This is a genomic window from Rhizobium sp. WYCCWR 11152 (assembly GCF_013087615.1).
In the GTDB taxonomy this organism is placed as follows: domain Bacteria; phylum Pseudomonadota; class Alphaproteobacteria; order Rhizobiales; family Rhizobiaceae; genus Rhizobium; species Rhizobium indicum.
In genome coordinates this window covers 371,657-396,728 of record NZ_JABFCP010000024.1, presented here as the reverse complement: position 1 = coordinate 396,728, position 25,072 = coordinate 371,657, and the positions used below count along the sequence as shown (strand labels likewise).

General features: G+C 59.7%; 25 protein-coding genes. 12 read left to right on the top strand and 13 right to left on the bottom strand.

Features of this window, described 5'->3' with window-relative positions:
* The 6 genes from G9X67_RS32195 to G9X67_RS32170 form a co-directional block, all read left to right on the top strand.
* On the top strand, positions 1-880 hold an 880-nt coding region (locus G9X67_RS32195; RefSeq protein ID WP_171600579.1), incomplete at its 5' end, for an FAD-binding protein.
* A 15-nt stretch (positions 881-895) separates the two neighbouring features.
* Positions 896-1,591 carry a dimethylsulfonioproprionate lyase family protein gene (locus G9X67_RS32190; RefSeq protein WP_171600578.1) on the top strand — a complete coding sequence of 232 codons (696 nt, stop codon included), beginning with the start codon at positions 896-898 and terminating at the stop codon, positions 1,589-1,591.
* A gap of 153 nt (positions 1,592-1,744) precedes the next feature.
* Complete coding sequence (locus G9X67_RS32185; protein ID WP_171600577.1) at positions 1,745-2,872, top strand: S-(hydroxymethyl)glutathione dehydrogenase/class III alcohol dehydrogenase; 1,128 nt, start codon at positions 1,745-1,747, stop codon at positions 2,870-2,872.
* A gap of 3 nt (positions 2,873-2,875) precedes the next feature.
* Positions 2,876-3,712, top strand: coding sequence for an S-formylglutathione hydrolase (fghA, locus tag G9X67_RS32180; protein WP_171600576.1), 837 nt, complete (start codon positions 2,876-2,878; stop codon positions 3,710-3,712).
* Between the two features lie 54 nt (positions 3,713-3,766).
* Complete coding sequence (gfa, locus tag G9X67_RS32175) at positions 3,767-4,339, top strand: S-(hydroxymethyl)glutathione synthase (RefSeq protein ID WP_171600575.1); 573 nt, start codon at positions 3,767-3,769, stop codon at positions 4,337-4,339.
* A gap of 266 nt (positions 4,340-4,605) precedes the next feature.
* Positions 4,606-5,616 carry a GlxA family transcriptional regulator gene (locus G9X67_RS32170; protein WP_138388986.1) on the top strand — a complete coding sequence of 337 codons (1,011 nt, stop codon included), beginning with the start codon at positions 4,606-4,608 and terminating at the stop codon, positions 5,614-5,616.
* A gap of 102 nt (positions 5,617-5,718) precedes the next feature.
* Here G9X67_RS32170 and G9X67_RS32165 read toward each other — a convergent pair whose 3' ends face one another.
* The 3 genes from G9X67_RS32165 to G9X67_RS32155 are packed head-to-tail and all read right to left on the bottom strand — an operon-like array spanning position 5,719 to position 9,368.
* Entirely contained in the window at positions 5,719-6,999 is a 1,281-nt protein-coding gene (locus G9X67_RS32165) for a Xaa-Pro peptidase family protein (RefSeq protein WP_171600574.1), read from the bottom strand.
* A gap of 34 nt (positions 7,000-7,033) precedes the next feature.
* A complete protein-coding gene (locus tag G9X67_RS32160; protein WP_171600573.1) occupies positions 7,034-8,104 on the bottom strand; it encodes an FAD-binding oxidoreductase in 1,071 nt (356 codons plus the stop codon).
* A 10-nt stretch (positions 8,105-8,114) separates the two neighbouring features.
* Positions 8,115-9,368 carry an aromatic ring-hydroxylating dioxygenase subunit alpha gene (locus G9X67_RS32155; RefSeq protein ID WP_171600572.1) on the bottom strand — a complete coding sequence of 418 codons (1,254 nt, stop codon included), beginning with the start codon at positions 9,366-9,368 and terminating at the stop codon, positions 8,115-8,117.
* Between the two features lie 111 nt (positions 9,369-9,479).
* Here G9X67_RS32155 and G9X67_RS32150 point away from each other — a divergent pair, with 111 nt between their 5' ends.
* Positions 9,480-10,367 (top strand): LysR substrate-binding domain-containing protein, encoded by an 888-nt coding sequence (locus G9X67_RS32150; protein WP_171600571.1) that lies wholly within the window; start codon positions 9,480-9,482, stop codon positions 10,365-10,367.
* Positions 10,368-10,378: 11 nt separating this feature from the next.
* On the opposite strand, the gene G9X67_RS32145 is transcribed toward G9X67_RS32150, so the two are convergent.
* The 3 genes from G9X67_RS32145 to G9X67_RS32135 form a co-directional block, all read right to left on the bottom strand.
* On the bottom strand, positions 10,379-12,031 hold the full coding sequence (locus G9X67_RS32145; RefSeq protein ID WP_171600570.1) for an acyltransferase: 1,653 nt from the start codon (positions 12,029-12,031) through the stop codon (positions 10,379-10,381).
* Positions 12,032-12,239: 208 nt separating this feature from the next.
* Positions 12,240-13,046, bottom strand: a complete 807-nt coding sequence (locus G9X67_RS32140; protein WP_171600569.1) for an MBL fold metallo-hydrolase — start codon at positions 13,044-13,046, stop codon at positions 12,240-12,242.
* A 436-nt stretch (positions 13,047-13,482) separates the two neighbouring features.
* A complete protein-coding gene (locus tag G9X67_RS32135) occupies positions 13,483-15,480 on the bottom strand; it encodes a GGDEF domain-containing phosphodiesterase (protein WP_171600568.1) in 1,998 nt (665 codons plus the stop codon).
* A gap of 180 nt (positions 15,481-15,660) precedes the next feature.
* Here G9X67_RS32135 and G9X67_RS32130 point away from each other — a divergent pair, with 180 nt between their 5' ends.
* Entirely contained in the window at positions 15,661-16,698 is a 1,038-nt protein-coding gene (locus G9X67_RS32130; RefSeq protein ID WP_171600567.1) for a class I SAM-dependent methyltransferase, read from the top strand.
* A 126-nt stretch (positions 16,699-16,824) separates the two neighbouring features.
* Here G9X67_RS32130 and G9X67_RS32125 read toward each other — a convergent pair whose 3' ends face one another.
* Positions 16,825-17,682, bottom strand: coding sequence for an NmrA family NAD(P)-binding protein (locus tag G9X67_RS32125; RefSeq protein ID WP_171600566.1), 858 nt, complete (start codon positions 17,680-17,682; stop codon positions 16,825-16,827).
* A 129-nt stretch (positions 17,683-17,811) separates the two neighbouring features.
* Between G9X67_RS32125 and G9X67_RS32120 the strand changes: the two genes are divergently transcribed.
* Positions 17,812-18,708 carry a LysR family transcriptional regulator gene (locus G9X67_RS32120; protein WP_138388647.1) on the top strand — a complete coding sequence of 299 codons (897 nt, stop codon included), beginning with the start codon at positions 17,812-17,814 and terminating at the stop codon, positions 18,706-18,708.
* A gap of 145 nt (positions 18,709-18,853) precedes the next feature.
* Here G9X67_RS32120 and G9X67_RS32115 read toward each other — a convergent pair whose 3' ends face one another.
* From G9X67_RS32115 to G9X67_RS32105, 3 genes are read right to left on the bottom strand one after another with little or no spacing between them, the layout of a single operon-like run.
* Positions 18,854-19,324, bottom strand: a complete 471-nt coding sequence (locus G9X67_RS32115) for a cyclophilin-like fold protein (RefSeq protein WP_171600589.1) — start codon at positions 19,322-19,324, stop codon at positions 18,854-18,856.
* A 13-nt stretch (positions 19,325-19,337) separates the two neighbouring features.
* On the bottom strand, positions 19,338-20,084 hold the full coding sequence (locus G9X67_RS32110; protein ID WP_171600565.1) for an SDR family oxidoreductase: 747 nt from the start codon (positions 20,082-20,084) through the stop codon (positions 19,338-19,340).
* 31 nt (positions 20,085-20,115) lie between these two features.
* The gene (locus tag G9X67_RS32105) at positions 20,116-21,303 is read right to left on the bottom strand and encodes an MFS transporter (RefSeq protein ID WP_171600564.1); all 1,188 of its coding nucleotides are present in this window, start codon (positions 21,301-21,303) and stop codon (positions 20,116-20,118) included.
* 94 nt (positions 21,304-21,397) lie between these two features.
* Between G9X67_RS32105 and G9X67_RS32100 the strand changes: the two genes are divergently transcribed.
* Positions 21,398-22,294 (top strand): LysR family transcriptional regulator, encoded by an 897-nt coding sequence (locus tag G9X67_RS32100; protein ID WP_171600563.1) that lies wholly within the window; start codon positions 21,398-21,400, stop codon positions 22,292-22,294.
* Between the two features lie 91 nt (positions 22,295-22,385).
* Here G9X67_RS32100 and G9X67_RS32095 read toward each other — a convergent pair whose 3' ends face one another.
* A complete protein-coding gene (locus tag G9X67_RS32095; protein ID WP_171600562.1) occupies positions 22,386-23,132 on the bottom strand; it encodes an SDR family oxidoreductase in 747 nt (248 codons plus the stop codon).
* A 40-nt stretch (positions 23,133-23,172) separates the two neighbouring features.
* On the bottom strand, positions 23,173-23,565 hold the full coding sequence (locus G9X67_RS32090) for a DoxX family protein (RefSeq protein ID WP_105008942.1): 393 nt from the start codon (positions 23,563-23,565) through the stop codon (positions 23,173-23,175).
* A 157-nt stretch (positions 23,566-23,722) separates the two neighbouring features.
* On the opposite strand from G9X67_RS32090, the gene G9X67_RS32085 reads away from it, so the two are divergent.
* On the top strand, positions 23,723-24,103 hold the full coding sequence (locus tag G9X67_RS32085) for a helix-turn-helix domain-containing protein (RefSeq protein WP_138388653.1): 381 nt from the start codon (positions 23,723-23,725) through the stop codon (positions 24,101-24,103).
* Between the two features lie 109 nt (positions 24,104-24,212).
* On the opposite strand, the gene G9X67_RS32080 is transcribed toward G9X67_RS32085, so the two are convergent.
* Positions 24,213-24,707, bottom strand: coding sequence for an Lrp/AsnC ligand binding domain-containing protein (locus G9X67_RS32080; RefSeq protein WP_171600561.1), 495 nt, complete (start codon positions 24,705-24,707; stop codon positions 24,213-24,215).
* Between the two features lie 150 nt (positions 24,708-24,857).
* Between G9X67_RS32080 and G9X67_RS32075 the strand changes: the two genes are divergently transcribed.
* Complete coding sequence (locus G9X67_RS32075) at positions 24,858-25,064, top strand: hypothetical protein (protein ID WP_131712861.1); 207 nt, start codon at positions 24,858-24,860, stop codon at positions 25,062-25,064.
* Positions 25,065-25,072: the final 8 nt, after the last annotated feature.

Below are 25,072 nucleotides of genomic sequence, written 5' to 3'. Positions count from 1 at the left end.
GACCGCCAAGGCGCTGACGGCAGCAGCCAAGATCGGCGGCGATATCCATGTGCTGGTTGCCGGCAAGGCTGCCAAGGCTGCCGCCGATGCCGCCGCCAAGCTTGCCGGCGTGTCCAAGGTGCTGCTGGCCGAAAGCGACGAACTGGCCAACAATCTGGCCGAGCCGCTGGCCGACCTGATCATCTCGCTGGCGGGTAGCTACGATACCATTGTCTCGGCTGCCACCTCGGTCGGCAAGAACGTGCTGCCGCGCGTCGCCGCTCTTCTCGATGTCGCCCAGGTCTCCGAGATCATCGAGGTGATCTCGTCCGATACCTTCAAGCGGCCGATCTATGCCGGCAATGCCATCCAGACGGTACAGGCGAGCGATGCCAAGAAGGTGATCACCGTGCGCACCGCTTCCTTTGCCTCTGCACCGGAAGGTGGTTCGGCAACGATCGAGGCAATCCCGGCGGTTTCCGATCCGGGGCTTTCGACCTTCGTCAGGGACGCGCTGTCGGCCTCCGACCGGCCGGAACTGACGTCAGCGAAGATCATCATCTCCGGCGGCCGCGCACTCGGCTCGGCGGAGAAGTTCAAGGAAGTTATCCTGCCGCTTGCCGATAAGCTCGGTGCTGCCGTCGGCGCATCCAGAGCCGCCGTCGATGCCGGCTATGCCCCGAACGACTGGCAGGTCGGCCAGACCGGCAAGGTGGTGGCGCCGCAGCTCTACATTGCCTGCGGTATTTCAGGCGCCATCCAGCATCTGGCCGGCATGAAGGATTCGAAGGTCATCGTCGCCATCAACAAGGACGAGGAGGCGCCGATCTTCCAGGTCGCCGACTATGGATTGGTCGCCGATCTCTTCGACGCCCTGCCGGAATTGCAAAAGGCGCTCTAGTGGGGGAGACCGAACGTGGCGCGCGTCGTGGGACGTCCAATCAAACCTGGTGCCGACCTTCTCCTGAACGATGACGAAAAGCCGGCATATATCCGGCTGCACGACATCGGGAGGGAGAGGCGTTCTCGGCCGCTGCAGGAATTCCTCAATGATGTCGGCGGCCTGATGCTGTCGGCGGAGGCTCCTGCCGTCGCCAGTTTCGTCGCGGGCAAGGTTCTCCAGAGGCTGCTCAAGACCGGCAAGGTGCGTCCAGAGGGCGGGCCTCTTCCCGGCGCGCCCGAAGGGCTGGATGACGCCATCGGCCATCTTGGAAAATCGGGACGGAAATACGAGGCGATCGCCGGCCAGTTCCAGAGTCTCGCCGATAAGCTGCTCTGGAGACGCGGCCGCTCCGGTCCGTTCGCAAGCCTGAATTTCGGCAATACGCACTCCCATGCGGTCTTGGTCGGTCCCGGCGGCATGGAGGAACGCGCCGATCTCAGGGTCGGCGTGATCTACATGGATCGCTATACAAGATTTCCCGATCACGTTCAGACGCAGCCCCGCGCTTTCATTCTGCTTTCGCCGGGTGAAATCTGCCTTGGCAATTCCCAATGGTTTTCTGCCGGTATCGGCACAGTCTTTGCAAACGACGCCGGGCAATCCTTCGCGATAAGATGCACAGCCCGGCCACTGCTGGCGGTCTGGTGCCAGGTTGAGCGGGAGACGTGATGGGGTCCTTGGCGACAATAGGTCGGAGATGTACGAAAAGCTTGAACGCCAGAGCTTGAAGTCTCGGCGGTAACGCAGCGAAGCAGATCGGCGAGAAACCGGTCGATCCGAATATGCAGCATCAGAATTCAATTTAAGAGGAAGGATATCAAAATGGACGTTCGCGCCGCCGTGGCCACACAGGCAGGAAAACCGCTCGAAGTGATGACCGTGCAGCTGGAGGGGCCGCGGGCCGGCGAAGTGCTGGTGGAGGTCAAGGCGACGGGCATCTGCCACACCGATGATTTCACCCTGTCGGGCGCCGATCCGGAAGGCCTCTTCCCGGCCATTCTCGGCCATGAGGGTGCCGGCATCGTCGTCGATGTCGGCCCCGGCGTCACTTCGGTGAAGAAGGGCGACCACGTCATTCCGCTCTACACCCCGGAATGCCGCGAATGCTATTCCTGCACCTCGCGCAAGACCAACCTCTGCACCTCGATCCGCGCGACCCAGGGCCAGGGCGTGATGCCGGACGGAACCAGCCGCTTCTCGATCGGCAAGGACAAGATCCATCACTATATGGGCTGCTCGACCTTTTCGAACTTCACCGTGCTGCCGGAGATCGCCCTTGCCAAGGTCAATCCCGACGCGCCGTTCGACAAGATCTGCTACATCGGTTGCGGTGTCACGACCGGCATCGGCGCCGTCATCAACACCGCCAAGGTCGAGATCGGCGCAACGGCCATCGTCTTCGGGCTCGGCGGTATCGGCCTCAACGTGCTGCAGGGTCTGAAGCTTGCAGGTGCCGACATGATCATCGGCGTCGATATCAACCCTGACCGCAAGGCCTGGGGCGAAAAGTTCGGCATGACCCACTTCGTCAATCCGAAGGAGGTCGGCGACGACATCGTGCCCTATCTCGTCAACCTGACGAAGCGCCACGGCGACCTGATCGGCGGCGCCGACTACACCTTCGACTGCACCGGCAACACCAAGGTGATGCGCCAGGCGCTGGAATCTTCCCATCGCGGCTGGGGCAAGTCGATTATCATCGGCGTTGCCGGCGCCGGCCAGGAAATCTCCACCCGTCCGTTCCAACTGGTCACCGGCCGCAACTGGATGGGCACCGCCTTTGGCGGCGCGCGCGGGCGCACCGACGTGCCGAAGATCGTCGACTGGTACATGCAGGGCAAGATCCAGATCGATCCGATGATCACCCACACCATGCCGCTCGAAGACATCAACAAGGGCTTCGAGCTGATGCACAAGGGCGAAAGCATCCGCGGCGTCGTGGTTTATTGAGCCATGAAGACGATCTCGACCGAAAATTCTCATGGCGGCACCCAGGGCGTTTACCTCGATCGCTCGGACGCTTGCGACTGCGACATGACCTTTGCGGTCTTCCTGCCGCCGCAGGCCAAAACACGCAAGCTGCCGGTTCTATGGTACCTTTCCGGTCTGACCTGCAGCCATGCGAACGTCATGGAAAAGGGAGAGTATCGGCGTCTTGCCGCAGAACTCGGTATGATCGTCGTCTGCCCCGACACCAGTCCGCGGGGCGATGCCGTCCCGGACGAACCTGGTAATTGGCAGTTCGGCAAGGGGGCCGGCTTTTATGTCGACGCTACCGAGCCGCCATTCGCACTGAACTATCGGATGTACAGCTACGTCGTCGATGAATTGCCAAAGCTTATCGCCGCCGAGTTTCCGGTCGACATGACGCGACAGGGGATCTTCGGTCACTCGATGGGCGGACACGGCGCGATCACGATCGCGCTCAAGAACCCCGGACGCTTCGGCAGCTGCTCGGCCTTCGCGCCGATCAGCCATCCCTCGGTCTCCGGCTGGTCAAAGCCGGCATTTCAGAAATACCTTGGATCTGATGAAACGGCCTGGCGGGCATATGATGCCTGCTCGCTAATCGAAGACGGGCACCGGTTCCCGGAATTCCTCGTCGACCAGGGTACGGCGGATAGCTTCCTGGAGGATGGATTACGCCCTGAAGAGCTCAGGCAAGCCTGCGAGACTGCCGGCATCAGCCTGCGGCTTCGCATGCAGGAAGGCTACGGCCACTCCTACTTCTTCATTTCGACATTCATGGAAGACCATCTGCGCTGGCACGCACGGAGGTTGGGAGACTGATTGCAGAGCTTGGCCGGGCATATCGCAAACGGCCCAGAAGGGGAGGAGAAACCCATGACCAGCATAGCCATACATCCGGCAGTGGATTCAGGCTTTCGGGCGACTGACGCTGCTTTCACAGGCGGGACGCTCGTCTGCAAGTGCACCAGCAACCCCGTGAAGGTCAGGATCAAGGGCGATATCGCTCACAATCACGCCTGCGGCTGCACGAAATGCTGGAAGCCCGAAGGTGCAGTGTTTTCGGTCGTGGCAGTTGCGCCGACCGAAAGCGTCGAAGTTCAGGAGAATGGCGACAAGCTCGCCGTCGTCGATTCCACAGCCTTGATCCAGCGCCACGCCTGCAAGGAATGCGGCGTGCATATGTATGGACCGGTCGTGCGCGAACATCCGTTCCAGGGATTGTCGTTCGTCCATCCGGAACGCTTTCAGGAAAGCGGCTGGGCGAAGCCAGGCTTTGCGGCCTTCGTGTCGTCGATCATCGAAAGCGGCTTCGACCCTGCCAAGATGGACGCTGTCAGGGCACAACTGAGGACGTCCGGCCTCGAGCCTTACGATTGCCTAAACCCTGGCCTTATGGACTACATCGCAACCTGGATGGCCAAGAAGAGCGGCGTCCTGGCCGCGTGATTTGACCCCGGGGAGCGCCGGCGGGGCGCTCCCCAGCAAAACCGCCGCCATCCGAATATCGAGATATTCCGTGATGGCCTGCCGGCGGCTCAGGCTAGCCGGCTCGAAGCCGAGGGAAACATTGGACAAACCCATTTTCATTGACGATCATGATCCGCTAGAACAGGATGTCGTCCGAAAACCGCTTCACACTTTTCGGCATCATGCTCTGGCGCATGTCTTTCGGATTCGATGAGTACGTTCTTACAGGCGGCAGGGGGATGAATATGCGATCCGGGCAGCATCGGCACGGAGACGACGCCGCGAGGTCGGCTGAGCGGCTCAAGGTGGGCTTCGTCCTGGCGCGATCGTTCACGTTGTCCGCCTTCGCGCTCTTCGTGGATACGCTGCGGCTTGCCAGCGACGAGCAGGATCGTTCCGGAAGGGTCCTTGCCGACTGGCAGGTGATCGGCAGCACGCGGCACCTGATCACCTCGAGTTGCGGCGTCCAGGTCGCTCCGACGTCCGATTTCGTCGATCCGTCGAAGTTCAATTATATCGTCGTCGTCGGCGGCCTTCTGACGGTGGAGAACCCTGTCGACCAGGAGACCATCGCTTTTCTCAAGCAGGCGGACGCCAAGAAGGTGCCGCTGATCGGCGTGTGCACGGGTTCGTTCATTCTGGCTGCGGCTGGCCTGATGAAGCGGCACGAGTCCTGTGTGAGCTGGCTGCATTATAAGGAGTTTCGGGAGCGGTTTCCCGACCTCAGCGTTCGCTCCGATCGGCTCTTCAATCTCGATCGCCAGCGCGGATCATGCGCAGGCGGCAGCAGCTCCGCCGACATGGCGGCGTTGCTGGTCCGAAAATGTATCAGCCGCGACGCCGAACGAAACGCGCTGGAGGTCCTTCAGATCGAAAAGGCGCGGGCTCCGGCCGACATACAGCCCCGGCGTCCGCTCTACGACGATTATGACGATGCCCGCGTCAAGGCGGCGATGATTACGATGGAGCAGTTCGTCGATGGCAGCATGTCTATCCAGAAGCTTGCCGCCACGGTTGGCCTGTCGAGGCGGCAACTGGAGAGGATATTCATCGACAAGACGGGGATGTCTCCTGCCAAGGCCTATAATCGTGTTCGCATGGAGCGAGCGAAGTCGATCCTTGCCCAGTCGAAGGCGCCGCTGATCGAGATTGCGCTGGATGTCGGCTTTGAAAACGCCTCGCAGTTCACGAGAACCTTCAAGCGCACATTCGGGCAGACACCGTCGCAGCATCGTGCCGCTTCGAGAGCGCACTAAAGCGCGTCGCAATCTTTCAGATTCGCTCCTCGCGCTTTAGCTCTTTGTTCTCACGCATGTCGTTGTCGCAAACCGCTGCACAGTTTTGCGCGACCTGCTTTTTCAGATCTCTTCCCACGGAAACGTGTCCAGCCGCTCGGCTCCCCTTGCCGTGATCAAGGCCTGGGTTTCCAGCTTGATGCTCTCGGATCCGGCTTCGGCAATCAGGCTTTCGACGTTGAGAACCATGTTCTCCTCGATGATGCCGCTGAAATCAGGGTCGAAATCCGGATGCAGAAGGATCCCCGGCCATTCATCCGCCATTCCGGTTCCGTGCAGAGCAAGCGTGTATCGATAAGGCTGGTATTTCTCCGGAATCCGCCACGAGATTTCGTTGAATTCCTGGAAAGTCATCCCAGGCCTGATGATTGAAAGATTGTGCTCGATCTGATCCCTGGCTGCCGCATAAAGTTCCTTCTGCTTCCCCTTCATTGCCACGTGTCCCGCTGTCCACGACCGCGAGAGATCGGCACAATAGCCGTAGGGTCCGATCATGTCGGTGTCGAAGGATATCATCTCCCCGCGTTTGACGACGTAGTCCGAACATTCCTGATACCAGGGGTTTGTTCTCGGGCCTGCGGTCAAGAGCTTGGTCTCCAGCCACTCGCCGCCGCTGCGTGCGTTTTCGAAGTGAAGCTCGGCCCAGATCTCTCTTTCGGTGCGGCCCGGCTCGGACACCTCGTACATCCGCGCCATGCCTGCTTCGCAGACACGGATCGTCCATCCCATCAACTCGATTTCATCGGCGCTCTTGATGGATCGCGCCCGCTCGGCCAGCTCCTGACCGTCTAAGAGGATGAAGCCGCGATCCCGCAATTCGAACGCGCCGGCGGGTTCGAGCCTGTCCACCGCCAGGCGTTTGTTGCCGCCATTGCGGCTCACGAGGTCCGCGACCTCGTCTGCCCAGGCTTTCAGGCGGGGCTCAATAAGGTTGCCTGATGTGAAGAATATCCATGATTTCGCCGGCCGGATCTCGTCGATGCCGGGAAGCCCGTCATTGACGTGCTCGGCGCCTTCGAATTCGAAAAGTATGGCCGGACCATCGGCGAGAATCAGAGCGTAGCGCGAGGCGTTGTGCATCGTCCATATGCTCATATTCGATGAATCGAAGGCATATCGGACGTTGACGGGGTCGTAGAGAAGCAAGGCGCCGCAGTCCCATTCGCGCATTTTCCTGCGCAGGCGCTCCAGACGATAGCGGCGAGCCCGGTCGAGCGTCGTGGCCGGCACAGGACTGATAAGAGGCCGGTCGGCTCCTTCAGGATTGAGGTATGCCTGCTTTCGCTCGTCCTTGAAGACCGTCGAGCCGGTCAGTTCGGCGGAATCGCTTTCCTCTCGCAGCATCTCAGTCAGTCCCTGTTGTCGGTGAGTGACAGTGTCAGCGCTCGATGACCAGATCGCTGAGCGGTTTGGAGCAACAGGGCAGGAAGAAGCCGGCGTCGATTTCCCGCTGACGAATTCCGCCATTGTGGTTCATGTCGACCGTGCCTGACGTAAGCTTCGACTTGCAGGTGCCGCAGACGCCATTCGCGCAGGACGACGGGATCCTGACGCCTGACTTCTTTGCACAAGAGAGCACGCTCTGGTCGCCTGTTACCTCGATGCTGCGGGCCTGCTTCGAGAAGGTGACCTGAAAGACCCTCGCAGCTGCCTCCTGAACCGCAGGAATTTCGGGTTCGTCGATGACGGCTGCGTCGAAGCTTTCCTCCAGGTAGTTCGAGCCGGGCACGCCGAGTTCGGCGGCAATGCTGCGCGCGGCGGCCATGAACGGGGCGGGGCCGCAGCACATCACGGTTCGCTCAGTGATATCGGGAACCGCAAGCCGCATGTAGTCTTTCGAAATGCGGCCGGTCAGACCGGGCCATGACGGCTCGCCGGCCACGGTCTCCGGGAGGAAATGCAGGCGAAGGCCTTTCAGCCTGCGGGCGATGCAGGCCAGTTCGTCGCGAAAGATCAGATCCTGCGGCGTCCGTCCCGCGTGCATGAAGACGACGTCGGCAGGTTCGCAACTGTCGGCGAGTTCCCGCAGAATGGACATGACGGGGGTAATTCCGGAGCCGCCCGACAAAAGCAGAAGCTTGCGTCCAGACGTCTCGGGCCTGACGAAGTGGCCGAGCGGCCCATTCGCCTTGATGGTCGCGCCGGGAACCAGGGTGTCATGAAGCCAGTTGGAGATCTTTCCGCCGGGAACGCGCTTCACCGTCACGGAGAAGGCGTTTGTCCGATGCGGCGAGGAGGAGATGCTGTAGCACCTGTTTTCAGCGTCTCCATTATGTTCCAGGTCGAATAGAAAATACTGCCCGGCCTTGAACGCGAACCGCTTGCCTTCGCGCGATGCGAAGGTGAATGTCTTGACGTCGTGGGTTTCCTGCTGGACGTCGAGGCAGACGAGCGCGTCGTCTTCTTCCGGGTTCCAGAGGTCGTGAAGGGCTGCCCTGGCTGCGGGCATCTGCGGGCTCCTAGTATCCATGGGCGCGCATCCGATCGATGTACCAGCTGGCGAATTTGTCGAGGTTCGACTCGGAAAAGCGGGAGTAGGGGCCTGGTTGATATGCCGGGTCGAGAGTGCCTGCATGGGAGCGCGCCACGAGATCGGCGTCCTGGTCCGTCGTCGCGACCCAGACATCCGTCAGCTTGTCGAGATCGTAATCCACGCCTTCGACGGCGTCCTTGTGGACCAGCCACTTGGTTCTGACCAGTGTCTTGCCCGCCGAGAGCGGAATGACGGTCGCCACCACGGCATGGTCGCCCATGAAGTGGTTCCAGCTGTTGTGGCCCCAAAGATGCGTGTCGCCGAGATCCTTGCGGGTCATATGCCCAAGAAGCTTGGAGGATGCGGCGGTGGCGTCGTGGGTCTGGGATTCGCCGGCGCCTGCGATGATCAGCCGCTGGGTGCGGAAGTTGGTGGCGCAGTCGGCGAGCTGCTCGACGGCAGCCGAGGGGAAGCCGTCAGACTCCCACGCCTTCGTCTGCTCTTCATACAGCCTGAAATGTTCCTCGGCCTGTTCGCGATCCTCCGGGCTCAGCGTCTCCGGGTCGAAGCCGAAGTCGAGATCGACGAAGGAGACGCAGAGCTCCGGATGGTTCGCGGAGCAATGGTAGCATTCGCGATTGTTTTCCATCGTGAGCTTCCAGTTGCCATCCTCGATGACATCCGTTTGGAAGGCAACCTTTGCGTTCCGGATGTCGTAGGGGGCAAGGCGCTCGGTCATGGCCTGTTCGAGGATGGCGATGTCCTCGGGCGGATTGTCGGAGAGACAGACATAAATCAGCCCGCCGATCGACTTGAAAGTGACGGGCTTGAGGCTCCGACACTCCTTGTCGAAGTCCTTGCCCATGTGAGGCGCGTAGCTGAGCTCACCCGTCAGTTCGTATGTCCAGGTGTGATAGGGACAGACGAGTTTTGAGACGATCGTCTTGCCCGGATCGAGAAGGCGGGAGCCGCGATGGCGGCAGACATTGTGCAGGACGCGAATTTCTCCGTCGTCGTCACGCAGAAGGATCAGGCTCGTCTTGCCGATATCGATCACCGTGGCGTCACCGGGTTCGGGAACATCGCAATCGAGACCGACACAGATCCAGTGATTGTGGAAGAAGACGTCGATGTCTGCTTCGAACACGTCTTCCCTGACGTAAAGGCCGGCCGGCAGGGAGTGACCGTTGGCACGAGCGTCGAGAAGGGCGGAAATGGAAGATGGGAGCTTGTTTAGCATCAGAACCTCTTATGCGAGAGTTTCCCTAGATTGCCCTTGTAGTTCCGGTGTTTCAACGGCATAAAAAATTAGGTTCGCATAAGTTTTTGTCATGCGATGAGGAATTCTGGGATGCACTTTAGAAGACGGATCCCGTCGCTGACGGCACTGGTGACCCTGGAGGCGGTGCTCAGAAAGAAGAGCTTCACCACGGCTGCGACCGAATTGGGTGTCACCCAGGCGGCGGTCAGCAGGCAGATTGCATTGCTGGAGGAGGAATTCGGCCAGCCCCTATTCGTGCGCAAGCATCGAGCGATCGAGCCGACAGCGGCATGCATCAACCTCGGAGCCACGCTGGCCAAGAGCTTTGCCGATATTGCCGAGAGCGTTGAAGCGCTCCAGTCGCGCAGCCAGGACGTGTTGACCATAGGAGCGACCGTTGCATTCTCTTCTTTCTGGCTGCTGCCGCGGCTGGCAGAGTTTCGCCGTGCCAATCCGGGCATCCTGGTGCGGGTGATATCCCAGGACAGCCCGATCGCTCTCGATGACGGAGAAGTCGATGTGGCAATTCGATATGGTGTGCCACCCTTCAGCGATAGCACCGTCATCGCCTCGCACGGCGACGTCATCTGCCCGGTCTGCTCTCCCGACTATCTCAAGCGTCGTGGCGATGGCGCGCTCGGCTCCGCCGACGAATTCATCGAGACGGACGTTCTCGATCGTTCCTGGTATAGCTGGGCGCAGTGGTTTTCGCTGACCGGCGCCAACCTCGAGATAAAGCCGTCGCTTCGGTTCAACCACTATACCGAAACCATCGCAGCCGCACGCGCCGGGCAAGGGATTGCGTTGGGATGGCGCATGCTGGTGGGCACCTTTCTGGAGGATGGAACCCTGGTGCAGGTCGACGGCGGCGAGCTTGCCGCGGAAGATCGTTACAACGTGATCGTGCCCGTCAAAGCCAAGCGAAGCAACGCACGCGATCTTGCCGCCGCCTGGCTGACGGCATCATTGCACGGTTGATCGAAGCGTAATCACAAACCCAGCCCCACGGTTGCCGTCCGGTGAACGCCTTTCGGGACGAAGGCGAAGCGATCTGCCAGTCCCAGGAAATCGGCCGCCAGGTGAATGACGGAAAGCCACATTTCCGTCCCCTGCAAGCTCGGTTCAGCACGATCGGCAAACGGGAATCCTTCGCCATCCCGCCATCTATCCAACGCCCTCGATATGACCTTGCGGGCGATCGCCTCCCCGTCGGTCCGCCTGTAGTCGGTCTGCCGGGCAATCAGCAGCAGAGGATGAATCGTATCGAGCAGGTTGCACGCGTTGTATTTTGCAGCAACGAAGCCCTTGTGGTTGCGGTAGTTGAGATGAACCGTTTCGAGTGAGGCGTGCGGGTGGGCAAGTGCCACGCCGAACTGGGCGTAGGTGCCGCGCGTCAGACGATAAAAGCCGTTCACCGGTTGAAGCCACCCTTCCGCCGCGGTCGGTTCACCCCACAGCCCCGAAACGCTGTTGGCATTTCGGCTCAGCCACTCGAAAAGCGCCTGCCGTGAATGCCTGATGCCGAAAGACTTCGCATTGAAATACATGGCGGTTCCGATCGCATCGACCACGCTTCCGGCGTGCCAGGCCCGGGTCGACCAGGGCAGGGCGCTCAGCCATTCATCCAGCTCCCCGGCGCCGAGCTCGACCGCATGGACGGGTTGGCGTGGACCGGAACCAAGCAGTTCAAGCGCATAGCCAACCGCAAGGACGTTATAGAGCGCCTTTGAATCATCCCTCAGCGCCTTGCCATGCATGCGTGCATTCTCTTCCGGGAAAAGGCCGGTCTCTCGGTCCTGAAGACCTTGGAGACGCTCGACCGTCTCCGCCGCATCGAGATCGGGCGGCAGGTGGCCGAAGCCGGCAGCGATCTCGATTGCATCGCAGAGATGCCGGATCGCCGGTCTGCGGATGCCGTCCGCTTCCAGCGATTCATAGGATCCTTGCGTTTTCCAGCGTGCCAGGATGTCCGGCCACTGGTCTTTTGCTTTCTGGCCGAGCCTCACCAATTGATCTTCAATGTCGCCAGTGCCGGTTTTCCGGGGCGCCGAGCCTCGGCTCCGCAGCACCCGGGCTGGTACACCACCGGCAATCGCCATGGCGGGAATATCTCCCGTGACCACAGCTCCGGCGGCGATCACCGCGCCGTTTCCAATCGTGGCGCCATCGAGGATCACGCAATTGGCGCCGATCCAGACATCGTCGCGGATCACGATGCCGATGCTGACGACACCCTGGCGGTGTATAGGAACGGTCGGATCGTCGAAGCCATGATTGAAGCCGACGATCGAGGCATGCGAAGCAATCCGCACGCCATTGCCGCACGTCACCGTGCCGGAAACACAGGCATAGGGATTGATGGTGCAATCGTCGCCGAGGATCACATGGCCGCGAACGAGCGCGTGCCCGGCGATCCACGACCGCTCGCCCATCGTCAGGCTTTCGGTGAAGATTGCGGCATTCTCGGCGATGTAGGACGTCTCGGCCAGTTCCGCACTGCATGATCGCCTGAGTTCCGTCTTTCGGGCGAGGTGAGTGGGATGACGGAGGTCAGACGCAATGTGTTCCCAGGTCAGGTATTGAAGCCTGCGCGCTTCCTTCTCTTCGCTCACTGACGATTGCGGGCTATTGACGTGATCCATTCTGCTCCTCATTCCCGGGTTCAACCGCCGAATAATCGTCTGCCTTCAGCGATCAATTGCCTCGCTTCATCAGACGGCCTGATTCGTCCAAAAAGCCGCAATTTGTCGGGGGCTGCTGGCCTTACTACCTAGGAAGAAATCGATCGAAATTCCATCGGTCTCGTTTCCATCGAAGGAGTTCGCTGCCTTGTTATCGCTGAACGGCACCTTAACCTTCAATGGCCCTTATGTATCTTTGAACGGACCCTTCCACGACACGTGAGCCATCTGTTTTGATCGTTCTCCCCGTGAATGCACCGTAAATCGACTCAAATCGATATGGCCGTACGGCCTCCGATATGCCTTCCACAGTTCTGGCGTTGAGCGGAATGAGGTTCGGATAGCTGCGCATGAAGCTCACATACTGACGATCCAGCGTGACTTGCATCGTGTCGCCCACGAACAGAGCGCCCCGTCCAGCTTCCAGCCAGGGACAGTGAAGCACCGAACTGCCAGCGAAATGCCCACCGCAACGAATTACGGTCGCCGGACCGACTTGCAAAGTTTCACCCTTCCAAAGGCGAAGTGCCGGACCAGGTCTCTGTACCCATTCGCCGTCATCGGCGTGGAGATAGATCGGCACGTCGCCATAGGCTGTGCTCCACTCGACCATCGAAGAATAGAAGTGTGGGTGTGAAATTGCGATCGCCGTAAGACCGCCCATCGCAGCAATTTGGGCCGCACTCGCCTCGTCAACGAGGCTGAGGCAATCCCAAAGAATGTTGCCATCCGGTCCCTCGATGAGGAAGGCGCGCTGGTCAATTGCGAAGGCAGGTGAGATCTGCAGGCTGTGAACACCCTGCGCTTCTTGGTTCCAGATCACACTGTGTGTCCGGCTGATTGCCGCCATATCCGTCCACCTTTGCCCCGACTGGGGCACGAACTGACGGTCGTCCTCGCAGACCGGGCAGGCTCGCGGCGGCTCAGATCTCTCGCTGAACTGAGCGCCGCAGGCGGTACAGATAAAACAAGTCATGCTCAAATCCTCAACAGGTTTGGGTGCGGCCTCCGCATCGCCAGCAAAACATGCAGCAGATGTCGAATGTTCCCAATTGCATTGTTCCCATCATGTAGTGTTGCGACATGGGAGATTGGAAGGTGCCAGTGAGGCTAGCCCTCGGCCGTGCATGAAGTCGCCCCCGGTCTTGGGACGACGGGGCCTCAAGCCGAGTGAAATGGGTGAGGCGCACGGAAGCCAGGCTAAAACGTTGTCGCTGACGTAACGGAAGAATCGGACTCGCGGAATGAGCATAGCCGCCCTTACAGCTTATCGAGTGCGGGCTGTTCGATCGCCGGCACTCCTGACGTGGCAAGATAGGCGCCACTCAGCATCACGACGATCTGCAAAGACGTCACATGCCACGCATCGATCATCGGCGACGTGCTGAGCCATCTGGAAACCTTGAGGCGAGTTATGCCGCGCTCAGAAGTTCAGCGCTGACCGGCATGCCCATATGAAAGCCCTGGACGCGGTCGATGCGAAGATCCTTGAGAAGGGAAAATTGTGCTGCAGTTTCTACGCCTTCCACCAGGATCGTATTCCCACGATTGCGGATGAGAGCAATCATGTCCTGAAGCATCATCAGACCGCGTGGGTTCGAGCAGTCGTGCAGGAAGGTTCGATCGACCTTGACCGTCTGAAACTCGATTGCCCTCAGCCAGGAGAGGCCCGCGAAGCCGCAGCCGAAGTCGTCAAGCCAGATTTCGACGCCGAGTGCCCGCAGATCGGCGATGCATTTCAGCACCTCCGACTGCATATCCATGTCCAGGCCCTCGGTGACTTCCAAGGCTAGTCGCGACCCGCAGACCCCGCACCGGGCAAGGATATCAGCGACACTGGCAGCAAAGCCGGGGGAACGCAGTTGTATCGGCGACACGTTGACGCTGACGGTCGCCATGCGATCGGTCATCAGTATATCCCGGCATGCCGTCTCGATCGCCCACCTGCCTAGTTCGAGGATAGCGCCACTTCGTTCCGCAACCGGAATGAATGTCTTCGGCGAAACCGCGGAGCCGTCCGGCATCCTGAGGCGCATCAAAGCCTCGACAGCTCTTGCTTTCCCGTTCGTCACGTCGAAGATCGGTTGGTACACGAGCGAGACCAGTTTGCGATCGATAGCGGCCGCCAGCAGCGGGACGAGTTTGCCAGCATGGTCGTCGGGGCGAGGCAAAAACGGATCAAAACTGCGAATGCAGTTTCGGCCACTTGCTTTGGCATTGTAGAGAGCGAGGTCGGCTTCACGTACTATTCGTTCAACTTTCTCTCCCACTTTCTCGCGGGTGAAGGCGACGCCGATGCTGACGGTTACGATCGACATATCGTCTGGTCGCTCGTCGTGAGCAATCGCAAGAGACTCGACTTCCATTCTGATCTTCTCGGCGAGAGTCATCGCGACCTTGGGGAGGGCAGCCGGCATGACCACTATAAACTCCTCGCCACCATATCTGCCGATCATGCCATCGGACCAGCCTACAACCGCCTTCAGCGCATTGGCGATGACAGTCAGGCATCGGTCTCCTTCCTGATGTCCGTAGCGATCATTGAAGCGTTTGAAAAAGTCGACGTCGATGAGGAACACGGAGAAGTCGCGGTGTTCGTCTTTCCAGGCGGCCCAGCATTCGTCGAGCCGCCGATCCAGCGCGCGTCTGTTGCCGATGCCTGTCAGATAGTCAGTATGTGAAAGCTCGAGCAGTGACCTTCCGCGCTCGGACGCTTCCCAGTGCTGGTGGCGAGCCTCCGCCGCGTTCAACAACACGTTTCGACGCTCCACGTTCAATCGCCAATTGACGAAAGACGTGAAGGCAAAGCACGAAATGTAGAACATCCCGAAGGCAAGCTTGTAGGTTTGGCTTGAAGGAAAAAATTCCACGATCGTAATGAAAAATGCGCATAGAACGAGGCCCGAGGTGATCACCGAAAGCCGAAACGGGAAACTGAAAAACAGGTTGGCGCCCATCATGAAGATGGCGCCGAATATCATGTAGTATGACATGGCGGTGACGTCGCGGGTAGCAATCGCCGGGTAAAGCCAGCCTACATAGCCCACAAGCAGAGCAGCGGCGCATGTGATGTCAAGCCAGACGGTTTTCGCATTGGCCAGTCGCAGAATTTCGAACGCCAGCAGCGCGATCGTTGCAACGACGAATCGCGCGGCGATCGTCATAGGGGCAACATCGGGGATCAGCCATCGGTCGGGAAGTGCAAAGGCCACATAAACGGCAACCGCCATCCAAAGACCTTGCCGTGAGCTCCGCCTCCGGACAGCATCATTTTCAGTTTTCAGAGATTTGAGAGCCTCGGCGAATGAAAAGCTGGCGGTAGATTCGTCACTCTGGACATTAGTGCAAGCCGCGATCATGCAACGACGCCGGCCTGACAGCCATCTAAAGTATGTTGAAAAGTAAGCCATACTTCGGCGCCCTCCAAAATCGCGTTCGGCGACCTGCAACCGGTTTGTCTTATTGCTTAGCTTTGTTAGAGGGGTAGCATCTGACCCGCAAGAGTAGAATTACCCTTATCCCGTGTGGATTCTAGTCGCATCCTATTTCGAGGTTGATTATGCTTAACGCTATATCAAGGGGATCTCGAAATGGCACAAAGCCTGGTCTTGGACGGTGAAAGTCTTGTTGCGCCCGGCGAAATTCGTCGGGTGGCAAGGAGGGTTGCTGCGCCAGATCCCGGCCACCTGATCGTTGCCAGAGCCGAGCTTGCCCTCAGCCTTGACGTGTCGATCCGTCAGTTCAAGTCCGGCGTCGAGCCCAATGCGATCATCGAGCGTCTTGCCGAGGCCTTGCACCAGATACGGCGGCGCTTTCATCCGGAGGTGTGGGACGTCATCGTTCCGATCGCGCAATCCCATCCCGTTGCTCACTATCTTCATCAAGATCCATTGACCCGCTGGTCGTTCGAAAAACCGCGCGGCTATTCTGGCGACGCACGCCTTCTCGACTTCATATACGGCCGACCTGAAATCGAGGACGCCGTCTTGTCCGCGAGCAACTTGGGACGTTCGATCTACGCCTACACTCGAAATGCTTCGTCATCCGTCGCGGTGAGGGAGCGTCGAGACATTCTGGCTCGCCGCGTTGACGAAATCGCTTCGACCCGGGCTGGTTCCACCGAAGTTCTCGCCATCGCCGCCGGGCATCTTCGTGAGGGGCCTTTGTCGAGCGCTCTCAGCGCCGGCGCGATCAGACGCTGGGTGGCTTTGGATCAAGACCCGATAAGCGTTGGAACCGTCGCTCGCGATTTCGCCGGCACGTCCGTCGAGGCCGTGAACGGGTCGGTCAAATCCCTGCTCGGTGGGAGGCACGCGCTGGGAATGTTCGATTTCGTCTATGCCGCGGGTCTCTATGATTATTTGCCGGACGCGGTAGCCGTAAGGCTGGCCAGGAAGTGCGTCAGCATGCTGAAGCCTGGCGGCACATTCCTATTCGCCAACTTCTCCCCGGAGACCGACGTCGATGGCTATATGGAGACATTTATGAACTGGGCGCTGCTGTTGCGGTCAGAACCAGAGATGGGCTTGATCGCCAGTGAAAGCGTGACCGGGGCGGATGTGAAGGTGTCTGTTTGGCCCGGCTCAAACCGCAGCATTGTCTACTGTGAAATTCAAAAACCGCATTAGGCCGCACGTCTGCCGTCCGATCCGGTAGTCTTTGGGTAGTCCGTTAGTTCAAAATCCGGGAGCGACCCTGTCAGAGGCTGCATGAGAAAAGGGCGTGGCTGCTCTCCGCCACGGCCTTTGAGCTGTTTATCGGCCGGGGCAAATGAGACGGCCCATGGCTGTGTCCAGTGTGGTCGTGCCCTTCACCGGCTCGCCCTCGAACCGGATCCAGCCTTCGTTGAAGCCATCGATCATACGCATCCGCGGGAGGGGGTTCTGCATGCCCTGATCGGTGAAAATCTGCTCCCAGGTGTCGCGGGCGACCGGCTCCGCCCGGACGGGTTTGCCGAGGATGGATGATAGGACAGCGGCGATATCGTTGGGCGTGACGCCCTCTGGCCCCATCAACTCGACGACCTGTTTGCCCACCCACTCGTGCTGCAGCAGTTCTGCCGCCTTGGCTGCGACGTCGAGGACAGAAACCATCGGATAGGGCTGATCGAGCGGCTGCAGGAAACTCGAGAAGACACAGGTCTCGCGCGCCGGCGCGATATCCCAGGCCGTGTTCTCCATGAACCAGCCGGCACGCAGAAAGGCGATTGGCATTGGCAAGGCAGATAACGTCTGTTCGACGAGACCAAGCTGGCTCAAGAGGTTAGGTTCTCTGGCCTGCGCGCCGATGGTGGAGAGGCAAACGACCTTGGCGGGACGAGACGAAAGAAGCGCGGTCTTCAGGGCCGCAATGACAGCGCGCACTTCCATAAAGCCAGGGGTCGGATCGAAGGTCGGCGGGATCAGCAGAAAGACGCCGTCGGCGCCGGCGAAAGCCTTGGTGAGCGCATCGGCGTCGGTCATCTCGGCCAAGGCCAGTTCCGCTCCTTTGTTCTTCCATTCCGCTGCTTTCTCCGCATTGCGCGCGACGGCGCGTATCGGCACCCCTGCCTTCAGCAGACGCGCGGCGACAATGCCTCCGACTTGGCCTGTTACTCCGGTGATCACAAACATGGTTAGACTCCTTCGCTTCCTGCACCGCCAGCAGGTTGGCGGTTTGTTATGCTGATCATGTCCTTTGGCAGCATTTGACTGAAGCGCGCTTCTGTCACATGATTGGTGACTAAAAATCACGGATGCCCGATGTTTGACGGACGATTATTGAATGGCGTGAGCGTACTGGCCGCCGTTATCGAGAGCGGAAGTTTCGCGCGGGCGGCGGAGCTAATGGGACTATCGGCGTCGGGTGTCAGCCGCGCCATTTCCCGACTGGAGGGGCGGATCGGTCTGCGGCTGCTCGACCGGACAACACGCACGATGCGGCTCACCGATGACGGCGCGCGGTTCTACGAACAGGTGGCCCCACTCTTGAGCGGCATCGAAGAGGCTGCGCAGACAGCTGTTGGCGCCAGACAGGCGGTGCGTGGCCGACTGCGAGTCAATGTCGACCCATATTTCTCACGCCTTGTGCTCGGCCCGCGGCTCGGCGCCTTCCTCGACCGTTACCCGGATATCCAGATCGAGGTCATCACCCGCAACGAGATCGGCGATCTTGTTACTGATGGCATGGACGTCGCTGTGCGCTTTGGCGAGCCTGCACAACGGTCGCTTATTTCGCGCCTGTTGATGCAGACACGCGTGATCACGATTGCGGCTCCCGCTTATATCGAGCGACATGGTCGGCCGGGCCGTCCACAGGATTTGAGCGAGCATACCTGTATCCAGTTCCAGGACCCGCTGACTGCAAGGCCTTTCGAATGGGAGCTTCGGCGGGGTGAAGAGGTCGTCTCGATCGAGACCCGCAGCCGCATTTTAGTCAACGATGCCGGCACGACCTTGGCGACCTGCCTTGCGGGGATAGGCATCGCGCAAGTCTTCTCACTCGGGATGGCGGATTATCTGAACAATGGGCAGCTCGTGAACCTCTTTCCCGACTGGTCGGACGAGACATTCCCGCTCTACGCCTTCTATCCCTCGCGTCAGCATGTCCCGGCTAAGGTCAGGGCCTTTATCGATTTCTGCGTCGAGATCATCGAATAGACGGAGGCGCCTCGTCGAGCGCCTCTGCTGACTAAGCCGGCCGCGGCTTTCTGGTTCTGATATAGGCCATTGCGGAAATTCGTCCTGTTGGGTTCTTTCATGCTTGGGAGGAAACGATTTCAGATTTCCGGGCATGGAACCCTTGTCAGATGCGTTCTATCCGGACCGGATACTCGCCGCGCACCAGCAACGGCTTGAAGCCATTGTCGAAGCGGCCGAGCCGGATCAGCCCGTCCCAGCGGTAATCCGCGTAGAACAGAGCCAGGTTACCCCACGGTTTGAAGTAGCAAAGGTCGCCCGGCTGCTCGTTTCCGAAAGCACCGCTGCCTTCTTCGGTCAGCTTGCGCGGCAGATGGACGATCTTTTCGTTCCTGCCGTAGTCCTCGATCTTAAGGTTCAAGGGCAGCATGGAAGCAAGATCGCGCGCCGTCGGATTGTCGAAGAGTGTCGCGGTCAGGGTTAGCTTGTTGAAGCCTATCCTGATCCTGACGTCTGTCGCCTCGGGATCCGCCGGGCCGCGCTCGTCCTGCCCTTGCGCCACGAGAGGGAGAGCGGCGGCCGCCAAGGTTCCGCCCAGCACCGCGCGACGGCTCATGAACTTGGATGTCATCGAGATAGCGCGCCTCGCGTCAGACAGGTTGAGCCGTGGGCCGAAACAGGATTTCGTTGATGTCGACATCGTCTGGTTCGTTCACCGCGAAGGCGACCGTTCGGGCGAACGTGTCCGCGCTGATGGCGATCTTGCTGACGAACTCCTTGGTGCCCGCCTGGACGTCCTTTTCGCTGATATGTTCGAGGAGTTCGGTGCTCACTGCGCCGGGTGAAATGATCGTGGTGCGGATATTGTACGGCTTCACTTCCTTCCGCAGCCCCTCCGAGAGGGCACGCACGGCGAATTTCGTCGCGCAGTAGACGGTGGCACCCGGATCGACCACATGACCGTAGACGGAGGACACGTTGATGATGTGCCCCGACTTCTGCGCCTTCATGTGCGGAAGCGCTGCTGCGATGCCGTAGAGCACCCCTTTGATGTTCACGTCGATCATGCGATCCCACTCGTCAACTTTGAGCCGTTCGAGCGGCGCAAGTGGCATCAAGCCGGCGTTGTTCAGCATCACGTCGATGCGACCAAACGCGTTGACGGCCGTGTCGACGAGCGTCTTGACCTGAAGTTGGTCCATGACGTCGGTTTGGACTGCCTTGGTTCTATAGCCCTTGGCGGCCAACTCCTCAGCCAGCTTAGCGATGCGGTCGCCACGCCGCGCGCCGAGGACTACGGACGCGCCACGCTCGGCAAGGTGACGGGCGGTGGCTTCGCCAAGTCCGCTGCTTGCCCCGGTGATGACGACCACTTTGTTTTCGATTCCTTGGGACATGATGATCTCCTGTTTTGAGGTTTCTGAAGGTTCAGGAACGGCGACCGGCGAGCGCGGCAAGGACAGCCGAACCGGCAAGAAGGCAGGCGGCCAGAAGGAAGGTACTCCACCATCCCGCGGTGTCGAACAGCATGCCGCCAGTGAAAGCGCCGCCGGCAATGGCAAGTTGGATCAGCGCCACTTGCAGCCCACCTGCCGCTTCCAACTCACCGGGGACGATAGCGGCCATCCATGTGTTCCAGGCGACCGGAAGCGGCGTCGAGAAAAATCCCCACATGACGAGCAGGGATTCGGTAACCGCCGCGAACGGCCCGAGAGCGATCAGCAGCAGGGCAAGGACCGAAAGAGCAGCCGGCAAGCCTACAAGAACGAAGAGGAGGTGGCGCCGGGCGACGAAGCCAATGACGGAGGTTCCGGCCAGTCCACCGACGCCAAGGCCGAGAAGCACCATGGACAGAACATTCAATTCCAGTCCCGTGACGCCTTCGAGGAACGGACGAAGAAAGATAGACAGGGCGTTCTGGCCGATGAAGGCGAGACCGGTCGCCGCCATTCCAATCGCGAATGTGCGATTGCGCAGCAGCCCGAATATTCTGGCCACCGACAGGGTTGATGTCGCCGGCATCCTCGGCAGGACCACCAGTTGCCAGGCGAGCGCTGCTATTCCGATCGGCACCGTGATGAAGAATGTGCCCCGCCATCCGATCAACCCGCCAAGAAAACTCCCGAGCGGCGCGGCAAGGACGAGGGCGAATGCGGTGCCGCCTTGAAGAAGCGCAATGGCCTTGGGCAGATCACGGTCTGAAGCCAGGCGTGCCAGAATAGCCGTCGACAGCGACCAGAAGCCGCCGATCGACACGCCGACCAGGGACCGCCCGACGAGAAAGACGAGGAAGTTGGGTGCGAGGGTAACCGCCAAGCTCGATGCAACAAGAACCGCCGTATAGAGCAGGACGACGGACTTCCGGTCGATCCTCGCCAAGACTGCATTGCCGAAAAGGCTGGTGATGACCGCAAAGACTCCCGACACGGTGATCGCTAATCCAGCTTGCCCCTCTGAAATAGAGAGCTCCCTGGCGATCGGGGTCAGAAGGCTCACAGGGAGAAATTCCAACCCCACCAGAAGGAAAGTGAGAAGCGAGAGGCAGGTCACAGCAGACCATGAGGTCGCCGTGTCGTCCGTCAGTGAGGTCTCATTCAATGTCAACTCGACGGTCATTCACGTTCTCCTGTCCGTTGCCAGATAGATAGCCGGACTGGTTTTGCGCGACTAGGAGTTATAATCTGAACATCGTGATGAAGGAGATTCAACAATGCGGCGCGACGAGTTCACGGAAATGCGTGCGTTTCTGGAGGTGGCTCAGGAGCGGAGTTTCACACGCGCTGCATCAAAATTGGGAGTCACGCGCTCGGCGCTGAGCCATACGATCAGCGCGCTCGAAGCCCGGCTTGGCGTCCGGCTTCTCTCCCGCACGACGCGTGACGTGGCTCCCACGGCGGCCGGTGCCCGGCTCGTGGAAAGTATTCAGCCGCATTTCGAGAGCATCGCCGCCGGGATCAGTGCCCTCGGCGCGCTGCGCGACAAGCCTTCGGGCACCGTCCGCCTCGTATGTCCCGATGATGCCGTGGACCTGGTCTTCCGTTCGAGGCTGCCGGCATTTTTACGGGATTACCCCGATATCACCGTGGAACTCATCGTCGACAACGGTTTCACAAATATCGTGGAGCGCCAATTCGATGCCGGCGTGCGGCTCGGCGAAGCGATTGCGCGCGACATGGTGGCCGTTCGCATTGGACCCGATATCTCTTACGCCGTGGTCGGATCACCCGAATATTTTGCGGCCCGCACTGTGCCTTCGACCCCGCATGACTTGACGAACCACAATTGCGTCAACCTGCGTCTCCCGACGTCAGGCGCTCTCTATGCCTGGGAGTTTGAAAAGGATGGCCGCGAGTTCAGCGTACGTGTGGAAGGCCAGCTCGTGATGAGCAACATAGGGCCGGCGATCAATGCCGCTCTCGACGGCGCCGGGCTGTCTTATGTGCCGAGAGACCTCGTCCGGCAATATTGTGACAGCGGTCAACTGAATGAAGTGCTGGCCGACTGGGCGCCAACATTCCAAGGGTATCATCTCTATTACCCCAGCCGGCGCCATCCATCCCCTGCTTTCTCCGCCTTCGTCGAAGCCTTTCGCTACCGGCATCGGTAACCAATGCTCGTGTCGGGAGGCTCCGCCGGACAAAGGGGGCGCAAGGCGCAACACGCTGCGCCCCTTGTTCATCGAAGGTTGCCGAGGGCCGTTACCGGGCGCTGTCGATGATTGCGCCGCCGTCGGGGGTAAGGCTGTATCCCGTAATGAATTGGGAGTCCCTGCTGGCCAGGAAAAGCACCACCGGGGCAATGTCGTCTTCCGGCGAGCCGAAACGAGCGAGCGCGTTTGTCGGGGGAGGGATGTCCTTATTCTCGGCGCCCCAGGTGTCCGCGACCGGCAGAACGTTGTTTACGGTGATCTTGTCGGCACCCCATTCGCGTGCCGCCGTGCGAGTCAGCGCGCGTACCGCCTCCTTGGCCATGTTGTACGGACCGTAACCAGCCAACCCCACGGTGCCGGCCATCGAACCGAAATTGATGATCCGCCCGTCTCCGCCTTCTCTCAGGTGAGGATAACAAGCCTGCATGAAGCGCAGATACGCGATCGGCCCGGTGTCGAAGTTCCGTTGCAATTGCTCGACCGAAAGGTCGATGACCGACGACGAGACCGCAGAACCATCGAAAGCATTGTTCACGAGAATGTCGATGCGGCCATATGTTGCGACAACCTTGTCCACCGCGGCCGTGATTTGAATGGCTTCAGCGACGTCGCAGACGACGCCGAGCGCGGTGCCGCCCGCTTCGACGATATCATCGACAACGCGTTCGACGCCTTCGGATGTCCGCGAAAGAACTGCGACCTTCGCGCCTTCGGCCGCAAACAGCTTTGCGGTGGCGCGGCCAATGCCGCGGCTTGCGCCAGTGATAACGGCAATTTTTCCATTGAGTCGACCCATGTGTATCTCCATTTGATAAGGCTTAGGAATCATCGAGGTGTCAGAGGGCAGCGGCCTGGACGTAAGGCGAAGGGACGTCGCGGACGTCGTTCTGCGTCATGAATGAGGTGATCAGCAGCGCCAGGCCGATCGCCGCTGGCAGAGCGCCGACAGGTTTTCGAACGCCGATATGCGCCAGACCCGACAGCAGCAGATGAAAGAAGATACCTGCATACGCGAGATCGCTGAGCGGCACGCTGACGCGCGAAAGGATTGCGATCGGGCCGAAGACCTTAACAATGATCATGAACGGAACGAGGCTGTTCGCGCTGTATCCGAGTTCCGTCAGCGCTTCACGAACCCACTGTTTCCTTGTGGCGTACATGTAGGCTGAAGCGAGATAGAGCGCGGATAGAAGTGCCGTGCTGATCCAGTATCCGTAAAATTCAAGCATAGTTCATCCCTGTCGCTGCCCAGGCAGCAACATTCCTCTCGTCGAGTCTGTCGGTTTCTATGTGAGGGGCGCTCCTTTTACTGCGTCCCTGATGCACGGATGGAAAATGTCGTCTAAGGTCTATCTTTGCAAGTAGGATGAATTACTTGCAGCTAGTATGGAAAACCAGACCATGGCCGATGGCGAAATCAATATGCATGAGGAGATGCGTCGCGCATTCGCGCTGCTCTCCGGCAAATGGAAGCTGGAAATCATGTGGCTGCTCCATCAGCGGATCCACCGGTTTGGCGAACTGAGAAAGGCTATTCCCGGCATTACCCAACACATGCTGACGGCGCAACTCCGCGAGCTCGAAGCAGACGGGCTCGTGTCCCGCACCATCTTTGCGGAGGTTCCTCCGCGCGTCGAATACGAGATCACCCAAAAAGCGCGGGGCCTCGGTCCCACCATGGAAGCGTTGACGACATGGTGGAATGAGTACGGGAAGAGTGTGCCGGTGAAACCGAGCGCACGCGGTCGGAAAGCGAGAGATGGCTGAACTACCTGTGGGTCGATTGATCATAGTGGCGCGATAGCCGATAGCAATGACGATATCGCAGTCCGTCCGGCGGCTACTCACCGGCAGTTCGTCATCTCAAGGATCACATTCACGAAAAACTCGAACCGGACTTGTTCCAGCCTTCCTTGACCGTTTCCATCGCGACATTCGTCGATGTGTTGGCAACGTGGGGCAGTGTCGAGATGCGCTCGCCGAGGACACGGCGGTAGCGGCCGATATCGCGCGTGCGGATCTTCAAGAGATAGTCGAACCTGCCGGCGATCATATGGCACTCTTCGACTTCGCTGATCTTTTTGATGGCATCGTTGAAACTTTTCAGCGCGTCCTCGCGGGTATCGGAAAGCTTCACCTCGACGAAAGCAATATGGTCGAGCTGCATTTTCGACGGATTGAGGACGGCCTTGAAGCCTTCGATATATCCTTCGCTGATCAACCTTTTGAAGCGGATCTGGCACGGCGTCTTCGACAATCCGACACGCGCGGCCAGATCGGTGATCGACAGCCTGCCGTCCTCGGTGAGTGCGGTGAGGATCTTTCTGTCGAACTGGTCCAATTCACTAAAGATGTCGGTTTCAGTAGCCATTTGAACTCTCGCGGGCGAATTAATAAGTTCATACAGCCTGGAAACGGCCGAAATCAAGTGAGATCGCGATTTGCGGCTGTGGTAGATTGTAGGCCGGGCAGAAGAGTGCTGAAATCGGTATCGCCGCCGCGCTCAACACGGGGAGCATTCATGCATAATAAAGAAGCGGATGACGATCGGACGCCGGATTTGCTCGCGCACTACCGGCCGCTGGCGATCAGGGCTGTGGCCGCGGCGCTCACCCTCAAGCGCGACAGACCGGAGGCGCGCCCGCTGCGAGAGACGGAATATTCCGGCCCCGCCTGCACGGACGATGCACAGTGGGACGATGAGCCCGGCATCTCGTTCATCCGTTAAACCAGATA